Here is a 20303-nt window from a genome sequence, read left to right as displayed (position 1 = left end):
ATTTGATTTGATATTTTATAGAGAGTCATATGATCCGTCTTGTTTTGCTTGATATTGAGGGGACTACACTCCCTATTTCGTTTGTACGGGATGTGATGTTTCCATACGCGGCAAAGGCGCTTCCGGCTGTTATTGAGGATCATGCTAATCCGCAGGTGGTAGGAGCGCGGGCGGATATTGTGGTGGCATATCCTGACAAGGATCCTTTAACGGTTTGTCAGGAGTGGATGGAAAAAGATGAAAAGGCCGCACCTTTAAAGACACTTCAAGGTATTGCTTGGAAAAAAGGCTTTGAAGATGGGGCTTTGCGAGCCAGTTTGTATCCGGATGTTGTGCCAGTTCTGAAAAAATGGTCTGAGGCGGGATTGAGGTTGTCCATTTATTCGTCTGGATCAATCGCGTCACAGAAATTATTATACTCTCATACAGAACAAGGTGATATTACATCCTTATTTGATGATTTTTTTGATCTTTCGACAGGTTCAAAAAAAGAACAGGAATCTTATACAAAAATTGCTCAAGCTTCTCAGTTGAAGCCGGCTGAAATCTTGTTTCTTTCTGATATAGGGGCAGAGCTTGAGGCGGCTCAAAAGGCAGGTTTTCAAGTGTGTCAGTTGGTCCGTCCTCAGGATGGGACTGTTCCTCTGGGCGGTGTGAAGCAGGCGTTGGATTTGTATGACGTTGCTCAAGAGTTTGATCTCGACGCATGATTGAGCTGCACACAGATTGGAAAAATATACCAGAGACGGCTCGGGGAACTGTGGCGGCCTTAGGCAATTTTGACGGTGTGCATCAAGGGCATGTGCATTTATTGCGCGCATTGGCAGCAGCACGGCCGGATCGACCATTATCGGTGGTGACGTTTAATCCTCATCCCCGGCAGTTGTTTCGCCCTCAAGATCCTAATTTTCGTTTGATGCTGCCTTCTGTTCGAACAAAAATACTGGCCGAAAATGGTGTTAAACATGTTTTTCAAATACCATTTGATGAACAGTTTTCTCATTTGAGTGCTGAAGAGTTTGTCGAAGATATTTTACTCCGTCGGCTAGGTATCGTGCATATCGCATGTGGTGCAGATTTTGCTTTTGGCCATCGTCGGGTAGGAAATACGGATTATTTAGAAAAACTTTTGACAAGGCATGAGGTCGGTATGACATGTGTGTCTCCTTTGATGGATGAGGGTGGGCCTATCTCATCCAGTCGTATTCGTCGGTGGCTGCAAGAAGGTTATCCAGAAAAAGCAATGCAAGAGTTGGGCCGCCCTTGGTCGATTGTTGGTCCTGTTGTCAAAGGGGATCAAAGGGGAAGACTGTTAGGTTTTCCTACAGCTAACATTCCATTGGGAGAACAGCTTGAGCCTGCACGCGGCGCGTATGCGGTAAGGATTACTTTACCGGATGGTCGTATCCTGCCGGGCGTTGCCAATGTTGGGCGTCGCCCCACCATTAATGATGGCAAAGAAAGCCGGCTAGAGGTTCATTTGTTTGATTTTGATGAAGATCTTTATGGCCAGACTTTGAGTGTGGCCTTGATTGCCTTGCTGCGTGAAGAAAAACGTTTTTCAGGGTTGGATGAGTTGAAAGAGCAAATTGCGGTTGATGCTCAGCAAGCACGTCAGATTTTAGCGCGATAAGACCTTCATTTTAGGGGGGTGGAGGATGGGGAGGGCGTATTCCCATTTCTTTTAAGCGTTCTTCAACATGAGCAAGTAAATCTGGGTCTTTATCGTCATGAAGGGCTGTAATTTGCCTGTGCATGGCTAAGAGAATGTCTGAGGTTGCAGTTAGAATAGCTTTGCGCCACCAATCCAATGCTTCGTCAATCTTCCCTTTATCAACAAGTGCCGTAGCATAATTGTGTTGCCCTCGATAATCTCCGTTTTCTGCGGATTTGCGATACCATATTAAAGCATCTGATGTGTTTTGAACGGTACCCCACCCTTCCTCTAGGAAGCGTGCGTAGAGGTTCATGGATTTTGCATGTCCGTTTTGTGCTGCAATACGAAAGAGATCAAACGCTTTTGGTAAATTTTGAGGTTGTCCCATTCCTCTCATAATGAGAATGCCCAAATTATATCGGCCCCACTCATACCCGGTTTGAGCTGCTTTTTCATAAAGAGAGGCTGCTTGGAGAAGATCTTTATGACAGCCCCAGCCAAACTGAAAGCATCGGCCGAGCATGTTTTGGCCAGGCCCAAAGCCCGCATCCGAAGCAATTTTAAACCATGCAAATGCTTCTGATGGATTGGGGGGCACATGGACGCTTTTTAGAAGAATTTGTCCCCATTGAACGATTTCAAGCAGATGACCTTTGAGGGCTTTTTGATGAATTTCTTCAATGGCTGGAGGTAGGGGGGTGAGGGACATTACTGCCTAATATTAAGTCTCTGGTTCAATGACATGTAAGCTGTGCCCAACACGTTTAAAGTTGGAAATACTCCAATCATTTTTTGATGCTGCGAGGAAGGGCAAGCAAATATAGGCATCAAGCGAGGGTAAAATACGAGACATTCCAACATCGACACCATGGTTGTGCCACGGAATAGTAATGTGTTCAGTGCCAAGGCCGTTTTGGAAATAACGTAAGGTTGCCGGGTCATTCCCATTCGGAAGGAAACGGCTTAATAAAGCCTCCGCGCCTTTAGGAGATATTGTGTAAGAACAGGCCCCTGCACACTGAGTGAGAGAGGCGAGGGTAACGTTTCCTGAGAGAGGCTCAGTTGGGTCAAAAGAGCTTTGTTCTGTCCCATGAAATAAGGTGGTTGGAGGAAAACCACGATTAAGCTGAATTTGGAACGGCCAATCAGTATTACATCCCCAAAAAATGAGATCAAAGTCTGGGCGTTGGCGTAAAGTATTTTGTGCGAGAGATAAAAAGTTTTGATGAAGAATAGCGTCATCTTCAAAAATGGTAATAGAGTCTTGTTCTTCAATGGCTCGCCTCCAGAGAGTGAGATGAGACATCATGCAGCCTAGAGCAGTGGGAGAATATGTGTTTTCTTCTGTTATGATACCGTTTTGAATAAGTTCGTTGCGAGATAAGGTACTCCCATCAAACGCAGGGAAACGCTCAGGCTTTAGGTCACAGTCTGCATTTTGCTTGTGAAAGTGAGCGAGTCTTTGAGAGTCTCTCTCTAAATTTATGACAAAACTTTTCATGTTATGAAAGACATTCTGCAATTAAGAATTATTACCGTTATCTTCTCTTTAGCGTATTTTATTAAATGTAAGAAATAAAAAACATGATTATGTGTTTATATAATTTTAATGTGTCAAAAATAATGCCTTTGGAGAAAGCAAAAAAAGACGTGATTTTTGTATAAAATATAAGAGAAAGCGTTTGTACTCTTGACCTTATGATGCCGTCATCTCCATATGAACACTCTTTTATGAATGTCTAAAGTTGGTCGCCCCATGTCCGATAAGTCCGATATGAATTTTAAAGAACAACAGGATCGTTATCGCGATACCGTTTTTCTTCCCCGTACAAGTTTTCCGATGCGAGGAGGTTTGCCAAAGCGTGAGCCTGAAATTCTGCAGCATTGGGCGGAAATGGATCTGGATGGCAAAATTCGTGAAGCAGGTAAGGGGCGCCCTGTTTTCACTTTGCATGACGGCCCTCCATACGCGAATGGGCATATTCACATCGGGCATGCTCTTAATAAGGTGATGAAAGACGTTATTAACCGTGCACATCGTATGTCTGGTTTTGAAGTGCGATATTTGCCCGGATGGGATTGTCATGGTCTGCCGATTGAATGGCGGATTGAGGAACAGTATCGGAAAGCCGGGAAAGATAAAGATACCGTTCCTGTTTTACAATTTCGCGAAGAGTGCCGGCAATATGCCGCAGAGTGGGTGGGCAACCAAGCTGAAGGCTTTAAGCGTATCGGGATCCAAGCGGAATGGGAGAACCGATATGTTACTATGGATTTCAGTTCAGAAGCGAAAATTGTTGAAGAAATTGGTCGTTTTCTACTGGATGGAAGCCTTTATCGTGGCCTAAGGCCTGTTATGTGGAGCCCTGTTGAGAAAACGGCTCTCGCAGAAGCAGAAATTGAATATCACGATATTGATTCAACCACGTTGTTTGTTGCGTTTCCAGCCGTGAAGGATCCAACACCCGGACAAGCCCTTAAAGGTGTCTCGGCTGTGATCTGGACGACAACACCTTGGACCATCCCAGCCAACCGCGCTTTAGCGTACGGCCCAGATATTACATATGTTGTTTTGCGGGTAGATGAAACGACAGAAGAAAGCCTCGTCCCTCAAGGTGCGCGTTTATTAATAGCAGAAGATTTGGTTGAAACCTTCTCAAAAGAAGTCGGTATCAGCGGGTCTCATGTGCTGTATACGTTGCCAGGAAAAGCGTTAGAGGGGGCTGTCTTTGCGCATCCTTTGCGTGGAAATGGCTATGATTATGATGTTCCAATGCTGCCGGGTGAGTTCGTAACAACAGAGGTCGGTACGGGCCTAGTTCATATGGCTCCTGCTCATGGCCAGGATGACTTTGTAACATGCCGTCAGCATGGCATTGAAGTAACAGAGTTGGTCCAAGGAGATGGGCGTTATGCCCCTTGGGTTCCTCACTTGGAAGGGCTCCATGTTTTTAAGGCGGCTGAACCTGTTAGTGATTTATTAACGGAGGCGCGTCAAAGAGCAGAGGCTGCAGGTGAGCCAGCGATTGGTCTGATGGGGCGTGGAAAGATAAACCACTCTTATCCACATTCATGGCGTTCAAAAGCACCGATCATTTTCCGTGCTACACCGCAATGGTTCATCGGCATGGATGGTGCAACGGAGCTGCGTGAAGCCTCTTTAAATGCGCTGCATGACGTAACCTTTGTTCCTGAATCATCGCGCCGTCGTTTAACGTCCATGGTGGAGCAAAGACCAGATTGGTGCATTTCCCGTCAGCGTGCATGGGGCGTTCCAATCGCCATTTTCGTAGAGAAAAGAACGGGTGAAGTTCTGAGAGATGCTGATGTAATGCAGCGCGTGGTCGATGCCTTTAAAGAAAAAGGTGCGGATGCGTGGTATAATACAGATCCAGCTGTTTTCTTGGGCCCAGAGCGTAATCCAGATGATTATGAACAGGTCTTTGATATTGTAGACGTCTGGTTTGAATCCGGTGCCTCTCACCAGTTCGTATTAGGTCAAGAAGGGTTGAGCTTCCCGGCAGATCTGTATCTGGAAGGTTCAGATCAACATCGTGGTTGGTTCCAGTCTTCATTATTAGAAAGCGTCGGGACCCAAGGATGTGCACCTTATAAGGCGATTGTGACAAACGGCTTTGTTCTTGATGAGCAAGGACGAAAAATGTCCAAGTCTTTAGGAAACGTTATTTCCCCAACGGATGTAACAGATAAGCTCGGTGCGGATATTTTGCGGTTGTGGGTTTTGAACTCCGATACGAATGAAGATCTGCGTATTGGGCATGAGATCCTTAAACAGCAAGGTGAGTTGTACCGACGTTTAAGAAATACTTTGCGCTGGCTTTTAGGTGCGTTGGATAGCTATACGCCAGAAGAAGCTGTGTCCTATGAAGATATGCCTCCGCTAGAGCAATATATCTTACATCGTTTAACGGAATTGCGTGCATTGATTGCAGAGGCTGTGGAAACCCATGAATGGGTCGGTGTTTATCCAGCTTTGCACGGTTTTTGTACGACAGATCTGTCCGCTTTTTACTTTGATATTCGTAAAGATGCGATTTATTGCGACGCACCTTCGGATATGACGCGCCGTGCGGCACGGACAGTCTTGGATATTTTACAACGCGCTCTGTGCACGTGGCTTGCTCCTGTTCTTGTCTTTACAGCAGAAGAAGCATGGCAAGCCCGGTTTGGAGAGGAAACAAGCGTTCATCTTGAACCATTTTTTGAACCAGACGCAGCGTGGAATAAGCCAGAATTAGGTGAGCTGTGGGAAGATATTCGTGCCTATCGTCGGATTGTAACGACGGAGTTGGAAACGGCGCGTCGAGAAGGTATTATTGGCTCTTCCCTAGAAGCTGACGTGACTTTGCCTTTCTCTCAAGAAGAGGCTGAAAAGCTTGGTGGTTTCGATTGGGCAGAGTTGTTGATTACGTCTCATGCCGAGGTCGAACTTCTACCGGGAGAGACACGTCATGGTGGCCCTACGGTAGAGCGGGCGGCTGGGCATAAATGTGCGCGTTGCTGGAAGGTTTTGCCTGAGGTCGGTGAAAATAAAGAACATCCGGCATTGTGTCTTCGTTGCGTTAACGTGGTAAGTGCTTGATGTCTCGTTCAGTAGGCCAGAAAAGGCGTGTTATTCTGGGTCTGTCTTTGCTGATTTTGGTTCTTGTTTTGGACCAAATCAGCAAAAATTGGATTTTGTATAGCTATCATTTGCCAGAGCGAGGGTCTGTTCAGATTCTGCCATTCTTGAACTTTACGATGGTGTGGAACCATGCCGTAACTTTTGGGATGTTTGGCGGCCTTGGGGCAAAAGGACCGTGGGTTTTCTGTATTATTTCTCTTTTGGCAGTGCTCGTTTTAATATGGGTTATAGCGAGAACACCACGAACCTTGATTGCAGCATCAGCTGGGGCCATTGCCGGAGGTGCTATAGGAAATGTTATTGATCGTTTAAGATACGGGGCTGTTGTAGATTTTTTACATGCTCATGCCTTCGGTTGGTCATGGTATGTATTTAATGTAGCAGATTCTGGTATTGTGTGTGGCGTTGCTGTGTGGATGATTGATTCTCTTTTGGCAGAACGTCAGGCGCGCCATGAAACAACACGTTGATTTGTTTAATGCGCTTGCTCTACAATAACAGTGCTTGTAGGACTATACATCATCGTAATCGCTTCCCGAGGCATAATATCAATGCACCTTAGTCGTCTTTTTGTTGTTCGTTTGGGCGTCCAGATAGGAGCGGTGGCTTCTGTTTCTTTGATGCTTTCCGGATGTTCGGGAAGCGATGTTGAGCGTGCATTTGGTATGGAACGTTCGATGCCAGATGAATATACGGTCACCACACGTGCACCGTTATCTATGCCCCCGTCAGAAAAAATGCAGCTTCCGGGCGCATCGGATGCTCATCGTCCTGATGAGAGCCCGCGTATGCAAGCGCTTGAGACATTGTCTCCTGAAACAGCCCTGCACTCTGCTTCTGCGCAAAATAGTAGCGGGCAAGCAGCACTGGCGAATGAGGTTGATCAAGCGTCTACAGCGCCTAATAATGCTGAGCTTGGGAATGCAGATGCAGGTTTTGTCGATAATTTAATGTTCTGGCAGGGCGGCAAAGCAGGTTCAGTTGTTGATGGCGATGCAGAAAATCGCAGAATACGGGAAAACTCAGCGTTGGGACGAAATCCAACCGTGGGGGCAACCCCAACCGTAAAGAAATAAGAGGACGGATTTTTAAGGGGAGTGAAATATTTCCCTTAAAATATCTTTTTTTATTTGTGATACAGCGCCCTGTTATTCGTCGGTTATCAGATCATGTGGTTGATCTGATTGCTGCTGGTGAAGTGATAGAAAGACCAGCGGCTGCCCTTAAAGAGCTGGTTGAAAACGCGATAGACGCGGGCGCAACACGCATTTCAGTAAATTTAAAAGCCGGTGGAGCTGACCGTATTGATGTCATAGATAATGGCTATGGCATGACACCAGAGGAGTTGGCTCTTGCGGTTGAGCGTCATTGTACGTCAAAGCTTCAAGATGATCGTTTGGTTCAAATCCGCACTCTTGGATTCCGGGGGGAGGCTCTTCCTTCAATTGGAGCAAGTGCTCGCCTAGCGATTACGTCTCGGACATCGGATGCAGATACAGCGTGGCGGATACGCGTAGAAGGGGGTGTCGTTACTTCTCCTCAACCTGCTGCGGGGCCGATTGGGACGCGTATTCTTGTAACGGATTTGTTTTTTGCGACACCGGCGCGGCGTAAGTTTTTAAAAACACCACGCATTGAGAATAGCCATGCGGAAGCTGTGATGCGTCGTTTGGCGCTATGTGCGCCTCATTGTGCGATGCATGTTACGTTTGATGATAAACTTGTTTTAGATGTGCCGGCCCAAAGCCCTCTTGCGCGCGCTGCATCTGTGCTAGATGTTGCTGCTGATGAACTGATTCCTCTTGATGAGCAAAGAGGGCATGTCCGTTTGGCCGGTTTTGTGTGTGGGCCTGCTAAAACAAAAGCGACGGGTTCTGGACAGTTTATTTTGGTGAACAACCGGGCGGTGACGGACCCAGTTCTGAAAACAGCTATTCGGGTAGCGTATCGTCCTGTTATTGAGCGTGGGCGCTTTCCTGTTGTGGCCCTTCATTTGCATGTTCCGTTAGAACGTTTGGATGTGAATGTTCATCCAGCAAAGACAGAACTACGGTTTGCAGATGAAACCGAGATAAGGTCACTCGTGATTGGTGGGTTAGGACGTGCTTTAGGGCATGGGTCTGAAGGAGGCGGTGGGATTTATGCGCAGCTTTCCGCACGGACATCCCGCCCATCAATTGCGTATCCGGTTAGAGAGAGGGGAGCATCTTCTCCATCTGCCTTTCTTCCTGAAAGGAGTTTTTCAGGCAAAGAAGTGCAAAAGAATGGACATGAAGGCTCCATACAGAAAGAAACGGGGTTTTTTGAACGGGACGTCGGGTTTGAACCATCGGCTCGAAAGCCTCAAACGCTTCCTGAAGAGATTGGGCCTGAGTTTCCTCTTGGGGCGTCAATAGCTCAGTTTTTTGATACATATATCATAGCGGTCGCCCCTGATGGGGATTTGGTTTTAGTGGATCAGCATGCTGCTCACGAACGACTGACGCATGAGCGATTGAAAGAGCAATATGCATCAGGGCAGTTAAAATCTCAGGCGCTTTTATTGCCAGAAGTGATTGATATGCCTCCACGTGAGGCTCAAGCTCTTTTGTCTCGCAAGAATGACCTCTCCAAACTTGGGATGGATCTGGAGGAGTTTGGTGCAGGAAGTTTGGTTTTGCGCTCAGTACCTGCGTTGTTGGGCACGAAAGATGTGCAGGCATTGGTGCGTGATATTGCTGATGAGCTTGCGAATGATCCAGAGTTGGCGGCTCAGGATACAGATAGTTTTGCCCATCATCTGGATGCGATTATTGCACGCATGGCGTGTCATGGCAGTATTCGGGCAGGACGGCGTTTAAAGCCAGAAGAAATGGATGCGTTGTTAAGAGATATGGAGCGTACGCCTCGCGCCAATACATGCTCGCACGGGCGGCCTACATGGCTGAAACTGACACGCAATGAAATTGAAAAGCTTTTTGGACGCGTGAAATAACGCGAACACCCTTTTTAGAAGGTGTTCGCGAGAAGCTCTATGAGTGGTTTAGTTGTTTCTGAACAAGTGGAATCACTTTTGTGGCGTATAAATGAATGCTTTTGAGCATATTCTCATGAGAGTTACTCCCGCTGGAGTACTTCATTTGGAACCGTGAAAGCCCAAGGGTTTTTACGGTTTTTACAATTTTGTTGGCCACGGTTTCCGGAGAGCCAGCATATAAAGAACCATGTTCTATTTCATGAACAAAATCTTCTTCTGTCGCGGGTGGCCAACCTCTTTCGGCGCCAATTTTATCTCGTATCCTTTTAAAAGAAGGGAAGAGTTGTTTGCGGGCCTCTGTGTCTGTTTCGGCAATATAGCCAGGGGAGTGGACGCCGATCTCACGTACTGGTTTGTTTGATTGGGCGGATAGCTTTCGGTAAAGTTCTACATAAGGCAAGAAACGCTCTGGATTTCCTCCAATAATGGCAAGCATGAGGTTCATGTCATAACGAACCGTGCGTGCGATGGATTGAGGGCTGCCACCGACCCCGATCCATGTTTTTAAATGTCCATGTTCAATGGGAGGGAATATTTTCTGGTTATGAAGAGGAGGGCGCCAATTGCCACTCCAAGTTACGACGTCATGATTAACAATTTCAGAATAGAGTTCGAGTTTTTGTTCAAATAACTCTTCGTAGTTATTAAGGTCATAACCAAAAAGAGGGAAGGATTCGATAAAAGACCCTCGCCCAAGAATAACTTCAGCGCGTCCGTTGGAGATCGCATCTAAGGTTGAAAAGCGTTGAAAGACCCGAATAGGGTCATCTGAACTTAAAACTGTGACAGCAGATCCGAGGCGAATATTTTTGGTTTTGGCAGCAATGGCTCCTAAAATAACTTCAGGGCTTGATACAGCAAAGTCAGGACGGTGGTGCTCCCCAATGCCAAAAAAATTAATCCCAAGCTGATCTGCTAGTTCAGCCTCAGCAACGACATTTCGAATAACTTGGGCTTGGGACAGAGTTTCTCCTGATTGAGGAGAGGCAGTAACATCGCCAAACGTATCAATCCCAAATTCCAGTTGAGCCATAAAACCTCCTGTTTAGGATGATTTCGATGAAAGTTTTCTCAAAGATATATTGTTAGACAAGGGGTGAGATAAAAGAGGAGAAGACTCCAGCGTATTTTTCGTATGGAGATGGAAGTGTGAAATTTTTATGGCGGTGTATCGGAGTGATAATCTCGGAGTTCCGGCCTTTCATGGTTCGAAAAATTAAAATCAAGGTGTTTAATTTTGCATCACATTTTCGAAAGATATCTATTATTTGTTGATAAATAACCGGAAAAAATATAGTATTTAGTAAAGTATTCGTGTGTGTTTATCTAATATGTCCTTTTTTGATTTATATCAAATTTGGTTATTTTGGGTAAACACATGTGAATATTCCTTACTTTTATAAAGTAATGATTTAATTTGGGGAGTGAATTATGGCTTCAGTTGGCTCTGGTCAGCATATTAGTTCTGGTCAATATAGAGGGACGCCAAAAGCAGCAGGCGTTCAATCTGGGTACAGAATGAATTCGGGGGAAAGCGCGACAGATATGACAATCCTCCCAGGAGGATATGTCTATCTGGATGGCGGCGGATCTATAACCAATTTGACGCTGGATGCAGCTTCTGGTGGAAAAGACCCGGGGCATTTGGATGGTGATACCAACTATCTGAATGATAGTAAGCAGTCGATCATATCGGGTAAAATAGAAAACTACGGTGATCTTCGAAATGTTGTAATTGCCGGAAGTGAAACTGTTTATCCAGGTGCCCGTGCTACCGTGCAATGGATCAGTGGCCCTGGTGCAACGCGTACCGTATATTCTGGCACCACTGTTTCTTGGGGTGGTGTTGGTAGTGGCGGTGTGGATAAGATCCTGTCTGGCGCCGTTATTACTGCGGCAGACGTGGAGAATGGCGGTACCCGGATTTTAAGTGGTGGCGCGACTCAGATTGATACGAAGATTGCCTCTGGCGGTCGTATCAATCTTGAATCAGGGTCTCTCCTTAGTGGTCGCACTGGCGGCGGCAACGGCGTTAATGTTGCTCAGGGCGGTGTGATTAGCGGTCCGATGATCGGTAATACTTCCGGTGCGCCAGATCTTCTTGGTTCTGGGGCCAAGTTGAGCGGTGTTATTAACAACGCTGGTATTGTTTCTGGAACAGTCATTTACGGTGGCAGTTCTGTTGAAACGATTTCTTCGGGCGCTAACGCTGTTGACCAGTGGGTGGCAGATAGTGCCGTGCGTAACGTATCTTCTGGCGGTACAGTTACCCGAGGAACGGTGAGCGGCGGAGCTGTTGATAATATTTCCGCAGGGGCTACTGCGGTAAGTGGTGCTATCTGGAAAGATGGTACGCGTAACCTTCAGAGCGGTGCGACTGGTATCGATCAGTTTGTGCGTTCATCCGGTACGCTTGTGGTCTCTTCTGGCGCGACAGTGAACGGTGCTACCGTTAATAGCGCAGGTCGAGTGTTAGCTAATTCAGCCGCTGTTCTTTCTGGTTTGATTTCAAACACTGGTTTGATTTCAGGCGGTATTGTAACAGGCTCGGAATCAATCACTTCTGGTGGTGTTCATGATGGTGGCCAGGTTGCCAGTGGTGGTCAAGTCAGCATCCAGAGCAGTGGTTCTTTTGTAAATGGCCAAGTTGCCAGTGGTGCTAAAGTAGCTGTACAAAACGGCGGTACTTTTGCGAACGGCACCATTGCGAGTGGCGGAACTGTAGCGACCGAAAGCGGTGGTACTGTTTCCAATGTTCACGTTTCAAGTGGTGCGATTGCTACCGTTTCAAGTGGCGGTGTATTCTCCAGCGGTCAGGTAGACAGCGGAGGGCAGATCATTGTTACCCCCGGCGGTCTGCTCTATCAAACTGGTATTTCTGGCGGTACTGTTACTGTTTCTGGTAATGGCCCGAATGATAACGGTTCTACGAATGGACTTCGCTGGATTGGCTCTAAAGGATCGGCCAATCTTTCGAATACCGTATGGGATAATGGCCCTCGTTCCTCTACCGTTCCGCCTGTTGCAAGCACAGGAAGCGGCGTTGGTCTAAACAGTGGCAATACCATCATCTTGAATTCAGGTGCGACCTGGAAAAATGCATACCAGAACGCTACCGGCAGCAGCGTTGTTAACAGTGGTGGTACTGCGGATAATATCTACATGGTTGGCGGTGATATGGCCGTTAACTCTGGGGGTGTTGCTCGCAATGGTGATGTTGCTTCTGGTGCGGTTATTAACCTTGCCAGCGGCGGTGTTGTCAGTGGATCGAACGATAAAGGCTACACGATCCATTCAAGTGGTCTTATCAGCGGAGCTGCCGGGTCTGGTGCAGTATTAAGTGGCTTAATCGTCAACTCAGGAATTGTTTCTGGTACGGCACTTTCTGGTTCGGGTACTAAAGAAGAGGTCTCTGCTGGGGCAAAAGCTATTGACCAGTGGGTTACGAACAGTGCTGTTCGTAATGTTTCATCTGGTGCGGTAGTGAGCAACGGCCGCATTGATAATAACGGTGTTGACAACATTCTTTCGGGCGGTTCTGCGATTAGCGGCTCTGTTGCGAATGGCGGCACGCGTAACCTTCAAAGCGGTGCGTATACCGAGAATGACCTTGTTCACTCTGCTGGAACGGTCAATGTTTCATCCGGTGCTACTGTTAATAGTGCGGTTGTTCAAAGCGGCGGTCAGATCCTTGCGAATTCAGCCGGTGTTTTGTCTGGCGTGATTTCAAATGATGGTCTGATTTCAGGTGGTCTTGTTAAAGGCTCTGAAACGATTACCAGTAACGGTGTCCATAGCGCAGGTGAAATTGCCAGTGGCGGTAATGTCACGGTCCTCAGTGGTGCAAAATTCTCCAGCGGTCAGGTTGATAGTGGCGGGCTTCTGACGGTTTCATCGGGTGGTCTGTTATATCAGACCAATATTTCCGGTGGTACGGTCAAAGTCTTTGGTAATGGCCCCAATGATAATGGCACGACCAATGGCTTGCAGTGGGTTGGCTCAAGTGGTTCTGCTATTCTGCAGAATACAGTGTGGAACAATGGCACGCCCATGTCATCGATCCCCCCTGTTGACAGCACGGGCAGTGGTGTTGGCCTGAACAAGGACAACACGATTACTCTGAACTCTGGTGCGACCTGGCGCCATGCGTACATAAATGCGAAGGGGCATAACGTTGTTAACAGCGGCGGTACGTCGGATGATATCTACATGGTTGGCGGCGATATGGTCGTTAACTCTGGAGGTAAGATCGGCAGCAGTGGTGCGACGGTTGGATCTGGCGCTGTTCTGACGGTTTCGAGCGGCGGTACGATTGACGGCACGGTTCAGCTGGTTAGCGGCGGCTCAGCAACGGTTGATAAGAATGCCGGCGGCATCATTGACATGAACGGTGACAAGAACACAGGTCTTGTCATTACGGGTCTTGAAAATGGTGGTACATTTACAACCCGCGTTACTGGGTTTAACGGCACGAAACCTGAAAGTTCGAACTCTGGTCTGTCCCAGGCTGCTGGAGGGGATTCGGATGGTATCGTCCTTGCGGGTGTTAAACAGGCTGATGTTAAGAGCGTCACCTACCCTGATGACAACCATGTTCAGATTGCTCTGAAGAATGGCTCCATCATCAACCTGAATGTTGATAATGCGAAGAAACAGGGCTTCTCACTGGTTTCCTCACACAACCGTTCCGGTGTTCAGGATGGCACACTGGTTTATGAGGTCTGCTTCTTGGCGGGCTCCATGATCCGCACGCCATCGGGTGAAACCGCAGTTGAAGAGATGAAGATCGGTGATGTTGTGCAGACACTGGATGCTGTCAGTGGAACGATGGTTTCCAAAACAGTGACCTGGGTTGGCCACAAGCATGCTGATGTTGATGTGACCGCTTCTGACGAAGATGCAGGCTATCCTGTTCGCGTTCTTAAGGATGCGTTGGGAGAGAATGTTCCAAGTCAGGATCTGTTGATCACGGCAGAGCACAGCCTGTTTGTCGAGGGACGCTTTGTTCCTGTGCGTATGCTGGTGAATGGCCGGAGCATCTTCTACGATCGTAGCTTTGTAAGCTATGACTACTACCATGTTGAAACAGAAGAGCATTCTGTGATCTGGGCGAATAATGCTCCGACAGAGAGCTATCTGGATACAGGGAACCGTCGTAGCTTTGCACAAAGTGGTCAGGTTGTTGATCTATCGGCTGGTGCTTCTGCCAAGAGCTGGGCTTCGGATGCTGCTGTTCCATTGGAAGTCAGCCGTGCGTTTGTTGAGCCTGTCTATCACCGTCTGATGGCCCGTGCGATTGAGGCTGGTGTTGCTGCTCAAACGGCAGACCGTCAGGTGACGCATGAGCATAACCTACACCTTGTGACGAAGGATGGTCAGGTTCTGAAGGCCGTTCGTCACAGCCATGATCGTGTTGTGTTCAGCTTGCCACCTCAGACCGATGGTATTCGTCTGGTCTCACGTGTTGGTCGTCCATCGGTTGCGGTTGGTCCGTTTGTGGATGATCGTCGTGACTTGGGTGTTCTGATTGGTGAGATGGTTGTTCTGAATGCTCAGAGCCGCCATGAGGTTGGTGCGCATCTTGAGCAGGCTGATCTGTCGGGTTGGGATGTTCAGGAGTCCAGCCCTTGCCGTTGGACGCAGGGGAATGCGTATGTCCCTGTGAAGACAGGCAAAGACTTCAGTCTTTTCAGTGTTCAGGTTCTTGCGGCTGGTCCGTATGTTCTTGAAGAAGATGCGAGTGTCTCTTCTGTTGCTTCCATCAGTGCCTAATGGATTTCTGATGCTCTCGCGTTAGAGGGAATGAACCGTCAGGGTTCTTCTTTCTAACCCGAAGAATGGTGAAATAAGGGCTTTGTCACTACGTTTCATACCGTAGTAACAAAGCCCTTTCCATTTGATCCTCACAAAAGATAAAAAGTTATCATTTGATTAATATCAAAAATTATTTTATCTAAGATTCGAAATCATGTGCTTGCAACATGTTCTAAATAAAGAACATTGATTTTTCGGGGGAGTGAAATCATGGCAATTACAATTAGTTCAGGTCAATTTAAGGGGACGCCTCCACGTTCAGGCATTGAATCGAGCTACCGGCTAAGCTCGGGTGAAAACCAGTCTGATATGACGATTTTGGCTGGCGGGTATGTTTACGAAGATGCTGGCGTTACGATTACAAACCTTACGCTAGAAGCAGCCTCAGGAAGTGCGCCTGGCGGTCACTTGGATGGTGATAGCGGGAAACTACTACCGAATGATGCGCCTTCAAGTTCAGCTGCTGTTGTTAACGGTAAAGTTGAGAACCACGGTCTTCTTGGTTATGTCTGGATGACAGGTTCTGAAACAATTTATTCTGGCGGTAGTGATACAACCGTATGGGTCAGAAACGGCGGTAGCCGCACGATTTTATCCGGTGGTAAGGCAGTTGGCGGTTCTGTTTTAAATGGCGGAATTGACTATGTTTCATCTGGCGGTGTTGTTGATGGTGCGAGTATCCGTCCGGGCGGAATACGAAATCTTTATGCTGGCGGTCATCAAATAGGCGGCGTTAATGTCTGGTCGGGCGCTGTATTAAATGTTGCTTCGGGAGCGGATGTCAGTGGAACATCTTCTGACGCAATCAGTGTAAGTTCTGGTGGCTTAATCAGCGGTATTTTAACCCAGAACACGAATGGTATTTCAGGATCCATATTAAGTGGAGTTATTGTTAATAACGGTACGATCTCAAGTACGGTTGTAAATGGTAGCGGTACAGTCGAAAATGTGGGTTCCACGGGTCGTATCGTTGACCAGTGGGTTGCGAATAGTGCTGTCCGTAATGTTTCTTCTGGCGGTGTAGTCAGCAACGGTACAATTATCAGCGGGGGTGTTGATAACATTCTTGCAGGTGGTTCTGCTGTTTCTGGTGCGATTTCTCAAAATGGTACCCGTAATCTTCAAAGCGGTGCTGTTAATACGGATCCACAAGTTCGCTACGGTGTACTGAATGTTTCATCAGGTGCTATTGTTGATAGTGCTAACGTTCAGACCTCTGGCCGTATCGTTGCGGATTCTGCTGGTATCCTGACAGGAGCAATTCAGAATAGTGGTCAGATTTCAGGCGGACTTGTTAAAGGCTCTGAAACCATTGTTTCTGGCGGTGTTCATAGCGGTGGTGAAGTTGCCAGTGGTGGTCAGGTCACGGTATTAAGTGGCGGTGGCTTTGCATCAGGACAGATTGATAGCGGTGGGTTAGTCACTGTTTCTCAAGGTTTGATCTCCCGTACAAACATTTCGGGTGGCACAGCCATCATCTACGGTAAAAACCCTGATGATAACGGTGTAACGAACGGCCTACACTGGACGGGGTCACATGGTTCTGCTGTTCTAAACAACACGGTTTGGAATAACGGAGCACGTCCATCTACTATTCCTCCTGTTGACAGCACCGGGACGGGTAACGGCTTGAACAAGGATAACACAATTATCCTGAATTCAGGTGGTAGCTGGCGTCATGCTTATATGAACGCTACAGCGCATAGCATTGTTAATAACAGTGGTATCGCTGAAGATATCTACATGGTTGGCGGTGATATGGCCGTTAACTCAGGTGGTGTCGCTCTGAACGGAACGGTTGCATCTGGAGCCGTTATTAATGTTGCTTCTGACGGAATGCTGAGTGGCTCGACCGATAGTAGCTTCAATGTTTTATCAAGCGGACTCATTTCAGGTCAGTACACCTCCAATGCAGATGGAAATGGCATTTCTGGTTCAATCTTAAGCGGGTTGTTCTCAAATGCGGGTACAATTTCCAAAACAGCTCTGGTTGGTGGCGATTCTGTTGAGCGCGTTCAATCAGGCGGCCGTGTTGTTGATCAGTGGGTAGCTGGTGCAACGCGAGTAGTTTCTTCTGGTGCAGTGGTAAGCAACGGCGTTGTGATCAGCAACGGTGTAGATACTGTTCTTGCAGGAGGATCCGCTGTAGCAGGTGCCGTTTCACAACTTGGAACACGGTATATCCAATCTGGTGGTTTTGCGTCTGACCAAGCTATTCGTACCTCTGGTACATTAGTTGCTGCTTCAGGTGCTGTTGTTAGCAACGCTGCTATTACGGATAGCACAGGTAAGATCAATGCTGACACAGCAGCGGTTCTGTCTGGTTATATCGCTAATAGTGGTCAGGTTTCTGGTGGTCTGCTGAAGGGCTCCGAGACAATCTTCTCGGGTGCAGTTCATACTTCCGGGATTGTTACGAGCGGTGGCCAAATCGCTGTTTCTGGTGGTGGTTTAGCCGATAACATCTACATGAGCGGCGGCAAAATGCAGGTCAGCTCAGGTGGTGTTGCACGGAATGGTGTGGTCGCATCTGGCGCGGTGGTTAACGTTGATTACCACGGTGTTGTTAGCGGATCGAACGATCAGGGCTACACGGTTCTATCGAATGGTCTGATCAATGGCCCACGTCCTTCCAGCTTGGAAGATGCTACGACTGGTGCAACGCTTAGCGGTCTGATTATAAACGCGGGAACAATCTCTGGTACAGCACTGCTTGGATCAGGATCAGTAGAGCGTGTGTCTGCGGGTGCAACGACGGTTGACCAAGCTGTTGCTATGAGTGCCGTTCGTAACGTTTCTTCTGGTGCAGTTGTAAGCAACGGCAGAATTTCCAGCAATGGTATCGATAATATCCGCTCTGGCGCCGTTGCCATCAGTGGTTCAATCGCTGAACAAGGCGTACGTAACCTAGAGACTGGTGCTGTTAATATTGATCCGCAGGTTCGTTCAGGCGGAACAGTTAATGTTGCTTCTGGAGCGATTGTTAACAGCGGGCTAGTCCAGCCGAGCGGTCAGATCCTTGCGAACTCAGCTGGTGTTTTCTCTGGCTTGATTTCAAATGGTGGTTTGATTTCAGGCGGTCTTGTTAAAGGTTCTGAAACGATTGTTTCAGGCGGCCGTCATAGCGCAGGTGAAGTCGTTAGTGGTGGTCAGGTCACCGTTTCCAGTGGTGGTACCTTTGTCTCTGGTCAGATTGATAGCGGAGGACTGGTTACAGTTTCTCAAGGTCTGATCTCTGCGACAAATATCTCTGGTGGTACGGCTGTTATTTACGGCAGTGGCCCAGAAACAAATGGTGTCACCAACGGCCTACACTGGACTGGCTCGAATGGTTCTGCTGTTCTGCATAATACGCTTTGGGATAATGGATCTTTGCCATCACGTATCCCCCCTGTTGACAGCACGGGCAGTGGTAATGGCCTGAACAAGAACAACACGATTATTCTGAACTCTGGTGCGACCTGGCGCCATGCGTACATGAATGCGACGGCGCATAACGTTGTTAACAGCGGCGGTACGTCGGATGATATCTACATGGTTGGCGGCGATATGGTCGTTAACTCTGGAGGTAAGATCGGGAGCAGTGGTGCGACGGTTGGATCTGGCGCCGTTCTGACGGTTTCGAGCGGCGGTACGATTGACGGCACGGTTCAGCTGGTTAGCGGCGGCTCAGCAACGGTTGATAAGAATGCCGGCGGCATCATTGACATGAACGGTGACAAGAACACAGGTCTTGTCATTACGGGTCTTGAAAATGGTGGTACATTTACAACCCGCGTTACTGGGTTTAACGGCACGAAACCTGAAAGTTCGAACTCTGGTCTGTCCCAGGCTGCTGGAGGGGATTCGGATGGTATCGTCCTTGCGGGTGTTAAACAGGCTGATGTTAAGAGCGTCACCTACCCTGATGACAACCATGTTCAGATTGCTCTGAAGAATGGCTCCATCATCAACCTGAATGTTGATAATGCGAAGAAACAGGGCTTCTCACTGGTTTCCTCACACAACCGTTCCGGTGTTCAGGATGGCACACTGGTTTATGAGGTCTGCTTCTTGGCGGGCTCCATGATCCGCACGCCATCGGGTGAAACCGCAGTTGAAGAGATGAAGATCGGTGATGTTGTGCAGACACTGGATGCTGTCAGTGGAACGATGGTTTCCAAAACAGTGACCTGGGTTGGCCACAAGCATGCTGATGTTGATGTGACCGCTTCTGACGAAGATGCAGGCTATCCTGTTCGCGTTCTTAAGGATGCGTTGGGAGAGAATGTTCCAAGTCAGGATCTGTTGATCACGGCAGAGCACAGCCTGTTTGTCGAGGGACGCTTTGTTCCTGTGCGTATGCTGGTGAATGGCCGGAGCATCTTCTACGATCGTAGCTTTGTAAGCTATGACTACTACCATGTTGAAACAGAAGAGCATTCTGTGATCTGGGCGAATAATGCTCCGACAGAGAGCTATCTGGATACAGGGAACCGTCGTAGCTTTGCACAAAGTGGTCAGGTTGTTGATCTATCGGCTGGTGCTTCTGCCAAGAGCTGGGCTTCGGATGCTGCTGTTCCATTGGAAGTCAGCCGTGCGTTTGTTGAGCCTGTCTATCACCGTCTGATGGCCCGTGCGATTGAGGCTGGTGTTGCTGCTCAAACGGCAGACCGTCAGGTGACGCATGAGCATAACCTACACCTTGTGACGAAGGATGGTCAGGTTCTGAAGGCCGTTCGTCACAGCCATGATCGTGTTGTGTTCAGCTTGCCACCTCAGACCGATGGTATTCGTCTGGTCTCACGTGTTGGTCGTCCATCGGTTGCGGTTGGTCCGTTTGTGGATGATCGTCGTGACTTGGGTGTTCTGATTGGTGAGATGGTTGTTCTGAATGCTCAGAGCCGCCATGAGGTTGGTGCGCATCTTGAGCAGGCTGATCTGTCGGGTTGGGATGTTCAGGAGTCCAGCCCTTGCCGTTGGACGCAGGGGAATGCGTATGTCCCTGTGAAGACAGGCAAAGACTTCAGTCTTTTCAGTGTTCAGGTTCTTGCGGCTGGTCCGTATGTTCTTGAAGAAGATGCGAGTGTCTCTTCTGTTGCTTCCATCAGTGCCTAATGGATTTCTGATGCTCTCGCGTTAGAGGGAATGAACCGTCAGGGTTCTTCTTTCTAACCCGAAGAATGGTGAAA

Annotated in this window: 11 protein-coding genes; 8 read left to right on the top strand and 3 right to left on the bottom strand. The window is 48.0% G+C overall.

Annotated features, from left to right (window positions below; all coding sequences use genetic code 11):
• Positions 1-29: 29 nt before the first annotated feature.
• Together mtnC and E3D00_RS03620 are read left to right on the top strand one after the other, a co-directional pair.
• Entirely contained in the window at positions 30-710 is a 681-nt protein-coding gene (mtnC, locus tag E3D00_RS03625) for an acireductone synthase (RefSeq protein WP_141460023.1), read from the top strand.
• Positions 707-1633, top strand: a complete 927-nt coding sequence (locus E3D00_RS03620) for a bifunctional riboflavin kinase/FAD synthetase (RefSeq protein ID WP_408909354.1) — start codon at positions 707-709, stop codon at positions 1631-1633. The genes mtnC and E3D00_RS03620 overlap by 4 nt, the downstream gene beginning before the upstream one ends.
• 10 nt (positions 1634-1643) lie before the next feature.
• On the opposite strand, the gene E3D00_RS03615 is transcribed toward E3D00_RS03620, so the two are convergent.
• Together E3D00_RS03615 and E3D00_RS03610 are read right to left on the bottom strand one after the other, a co-directional pair.
• Positions 1644-2366, bottom strand: coding sequence for a tetratricopeptide repeat protein (locus tag E3D00_RS03615; RefSeq protein ID WP_141460021.1), 723 nt, complete (start codon positions 2364-2366; stop codon positions 1644-1646).
• 12 nt (positions 2367-2378) lie between these two features.
• Positions 2379-3158, bottom strand: coding sequence for a glycosyltransferase family 25 protein (locus E3D00_RS03610; RefSeq protein ID WP_141460019.1), 780 nt, complete (start codon positions 3156-3158; stop codon positions 2379-2381).
• A gap of 255 nt (positions 3159-3413) precedes the next feature.
• Between E3D00_RS03610 and ileS the strand changes: the two genes are divergently transcribed.
• The 4 genes from ileS (at position 3414) to mutL (ending at position 9276) form a co-directional block, all read left to right on the top strand.
• Complete coding sequence (gene ileS / locus E3D00_RS03605; RefSeq protein WP_141460017.1) at positions 3414-6260, top strand: isoleucine--tRNA ligase; 2847 nt, start codon at positions 3414-3416, stop codon at positions 6258-6260.
• Positions 6260-6772: a signal peptidase II gene (gene lspA, locus E3D00_RS03600; RefSeq protein WP_141460015.1), complete on the top strand. Its 513-nt coding sequence runs from the start codon at positions 6260-6262 to the stop codon at positions 6770-6772. Before ileS ends, lspA begins: the two co-directional genes overlap by 1 nt.
• Positions 6773-6853: 81 nt before the next feature.
• On the top strand, positions 6854-7378 hold the full coding sequence (locus tag E3D00_RS03595) for a DUF3035 domain-containing protein (protein WP_141460013.1): 525 nt from the start codon (positions 6854-6856) through the stop codon (positions 7376-7378).
• 56 nt (positions 7379-7434) lie between these two features.
• Positions 7435-9276 (top strand): DNA mismatch repair endonuclease MutL, encoded by a 1842-nt coding sequence (mutL, locus tag E3D00_RS03590; RefSeq protein ID WP_141460011.1) that lies wholly within the window; start codon positions 7435-7437, stop codon positions 9274-9276.
• 37 nt (positions 9277-9313) lie between these two features.
• On the opposite strand, the gene E3D00_RS03585 is transcribed toward mutL, so the two are convergent.
• Positions 9314-10351: an LLM class flavin-dependent oxidoreductase gene (locus E3D00_RS03585; RefSeq protein ID WP_141460009.1), complete on the bottom strand. Its 1038-nt coding sequence runs from the start codon at positions 10349-10351 to the stop codon at positions 9314-9316.
• Positions 10352-10749: 398 nt separating this feature from the next.
• Between E3D00_RS03585 and E3D00_RS03580 the strand changes: the two genes are divergently transcribed.
• Both E3D00_RS03580 and E3D00_RS03575 read left to right on the top strand, forming a co-directional pair.
• On the top strand, positions 10750-15090 hold the full coding sequence (locus tag E3D00_RS03580) for a Hint domain-containing protein (RefSeq protein ID WP_141460007.1): 4341 nt from the start codon (positions 10750-10752) through the stop codon (positions 15088-15090).
• Positions 15091-15342: 252 nt separating this feature from the next.
• Entirely contained in the window at positions 15343-20229 is a 4887-nt protein-coding gene (locus tag E3D00_RS03575; RefSeq protein WP_141460005.1) for a Hint domain-containing protein, read from the top strand.
• Positions 20230-20303: the final 74 nt, after the last annotated feature.

The organism is Swingsia samuiensis, assembly GCF_006542355.1.
GTDB lineage: Bacteria > Pseudomonadota > Alphaproteobacteria > Acetobacterales > Acetobacteraceae > Gluconobacter > Gluconobacter samuiensis.
This window is presented reverse-complemented; position numbering and strand designations above follow the sequence as displayed.

Bases quoted from the DNA above. Each gene is read 5' to 3' on its own strand.
- mtnC (WP_141460023.1), top strand. From the start codon at position 30: ATGATCCGTCTTGTTTTGCTTGATATTGAGGGGACTACACTCCCTATT.
- E3D00_RS03620 (WP_408909354.1), top strand. From the start codon at position 707: ATGATTGAGCTGCACACAGATTGGAAAAATATACCAGAGACGGCTCGG.
- E3D00_RS03615 (WP_141460021.1), bottom strand. From the start codon at position 2,366: ATGTCCCTCACCCCCCTACCTCCAGCCATTGAAGAAATTCATCAAAAA.
- E3D00_RS03610 (WP_141460019.1), bottom strand. From the start codon at position 3,158: ATGAAAAGTTTTGTCATAAATTTAGAGAGAGACTCTCAAAGACTCGCT.
- ileS (WP_141460017.1), top strand. From the start codon at position 3,414: ATGTCCGATAAGTCCGATATGAATTTTAAAGAACAACAGGATCGTTAT.
- lspA (WP_141460015.1), top strand. From the start codon at position 6,260: ATGTCTCGTTCAGTAGGCCAGAAAAGGCGTGTTATTCTGGGTCTGTCT.
- E3D00_RS03595 (WP_141460013.1), top strand. From the start codon at position 6,854: ATGCACCTTAGTCGTCTTTTTGTTGTTCGTTTGGGCGTCCAGATAGGA.
- E3D00_RS03585 (WP_141460009.1), bottom strand. From the start codon at position 10,351: ATGGCTCAACTGGAATTTGGGATTGATACGTTTGGCGATGTTACTGCC.
- E3D00_RS03580 (WP_141460007.1), top strand. From the start codon at position 10,750: ATGGCTTCAGTTGGCTCTGGTCAGCATATTAGTTCTGGTCAATATAGA.
- E3D00_RS03575 (WP_141460005.1), top strand. From the start codon at position 15,343: ATGGCAATTACAATTAGTTCAGGTCAATTTAAGGGGACGCCTCCACGT.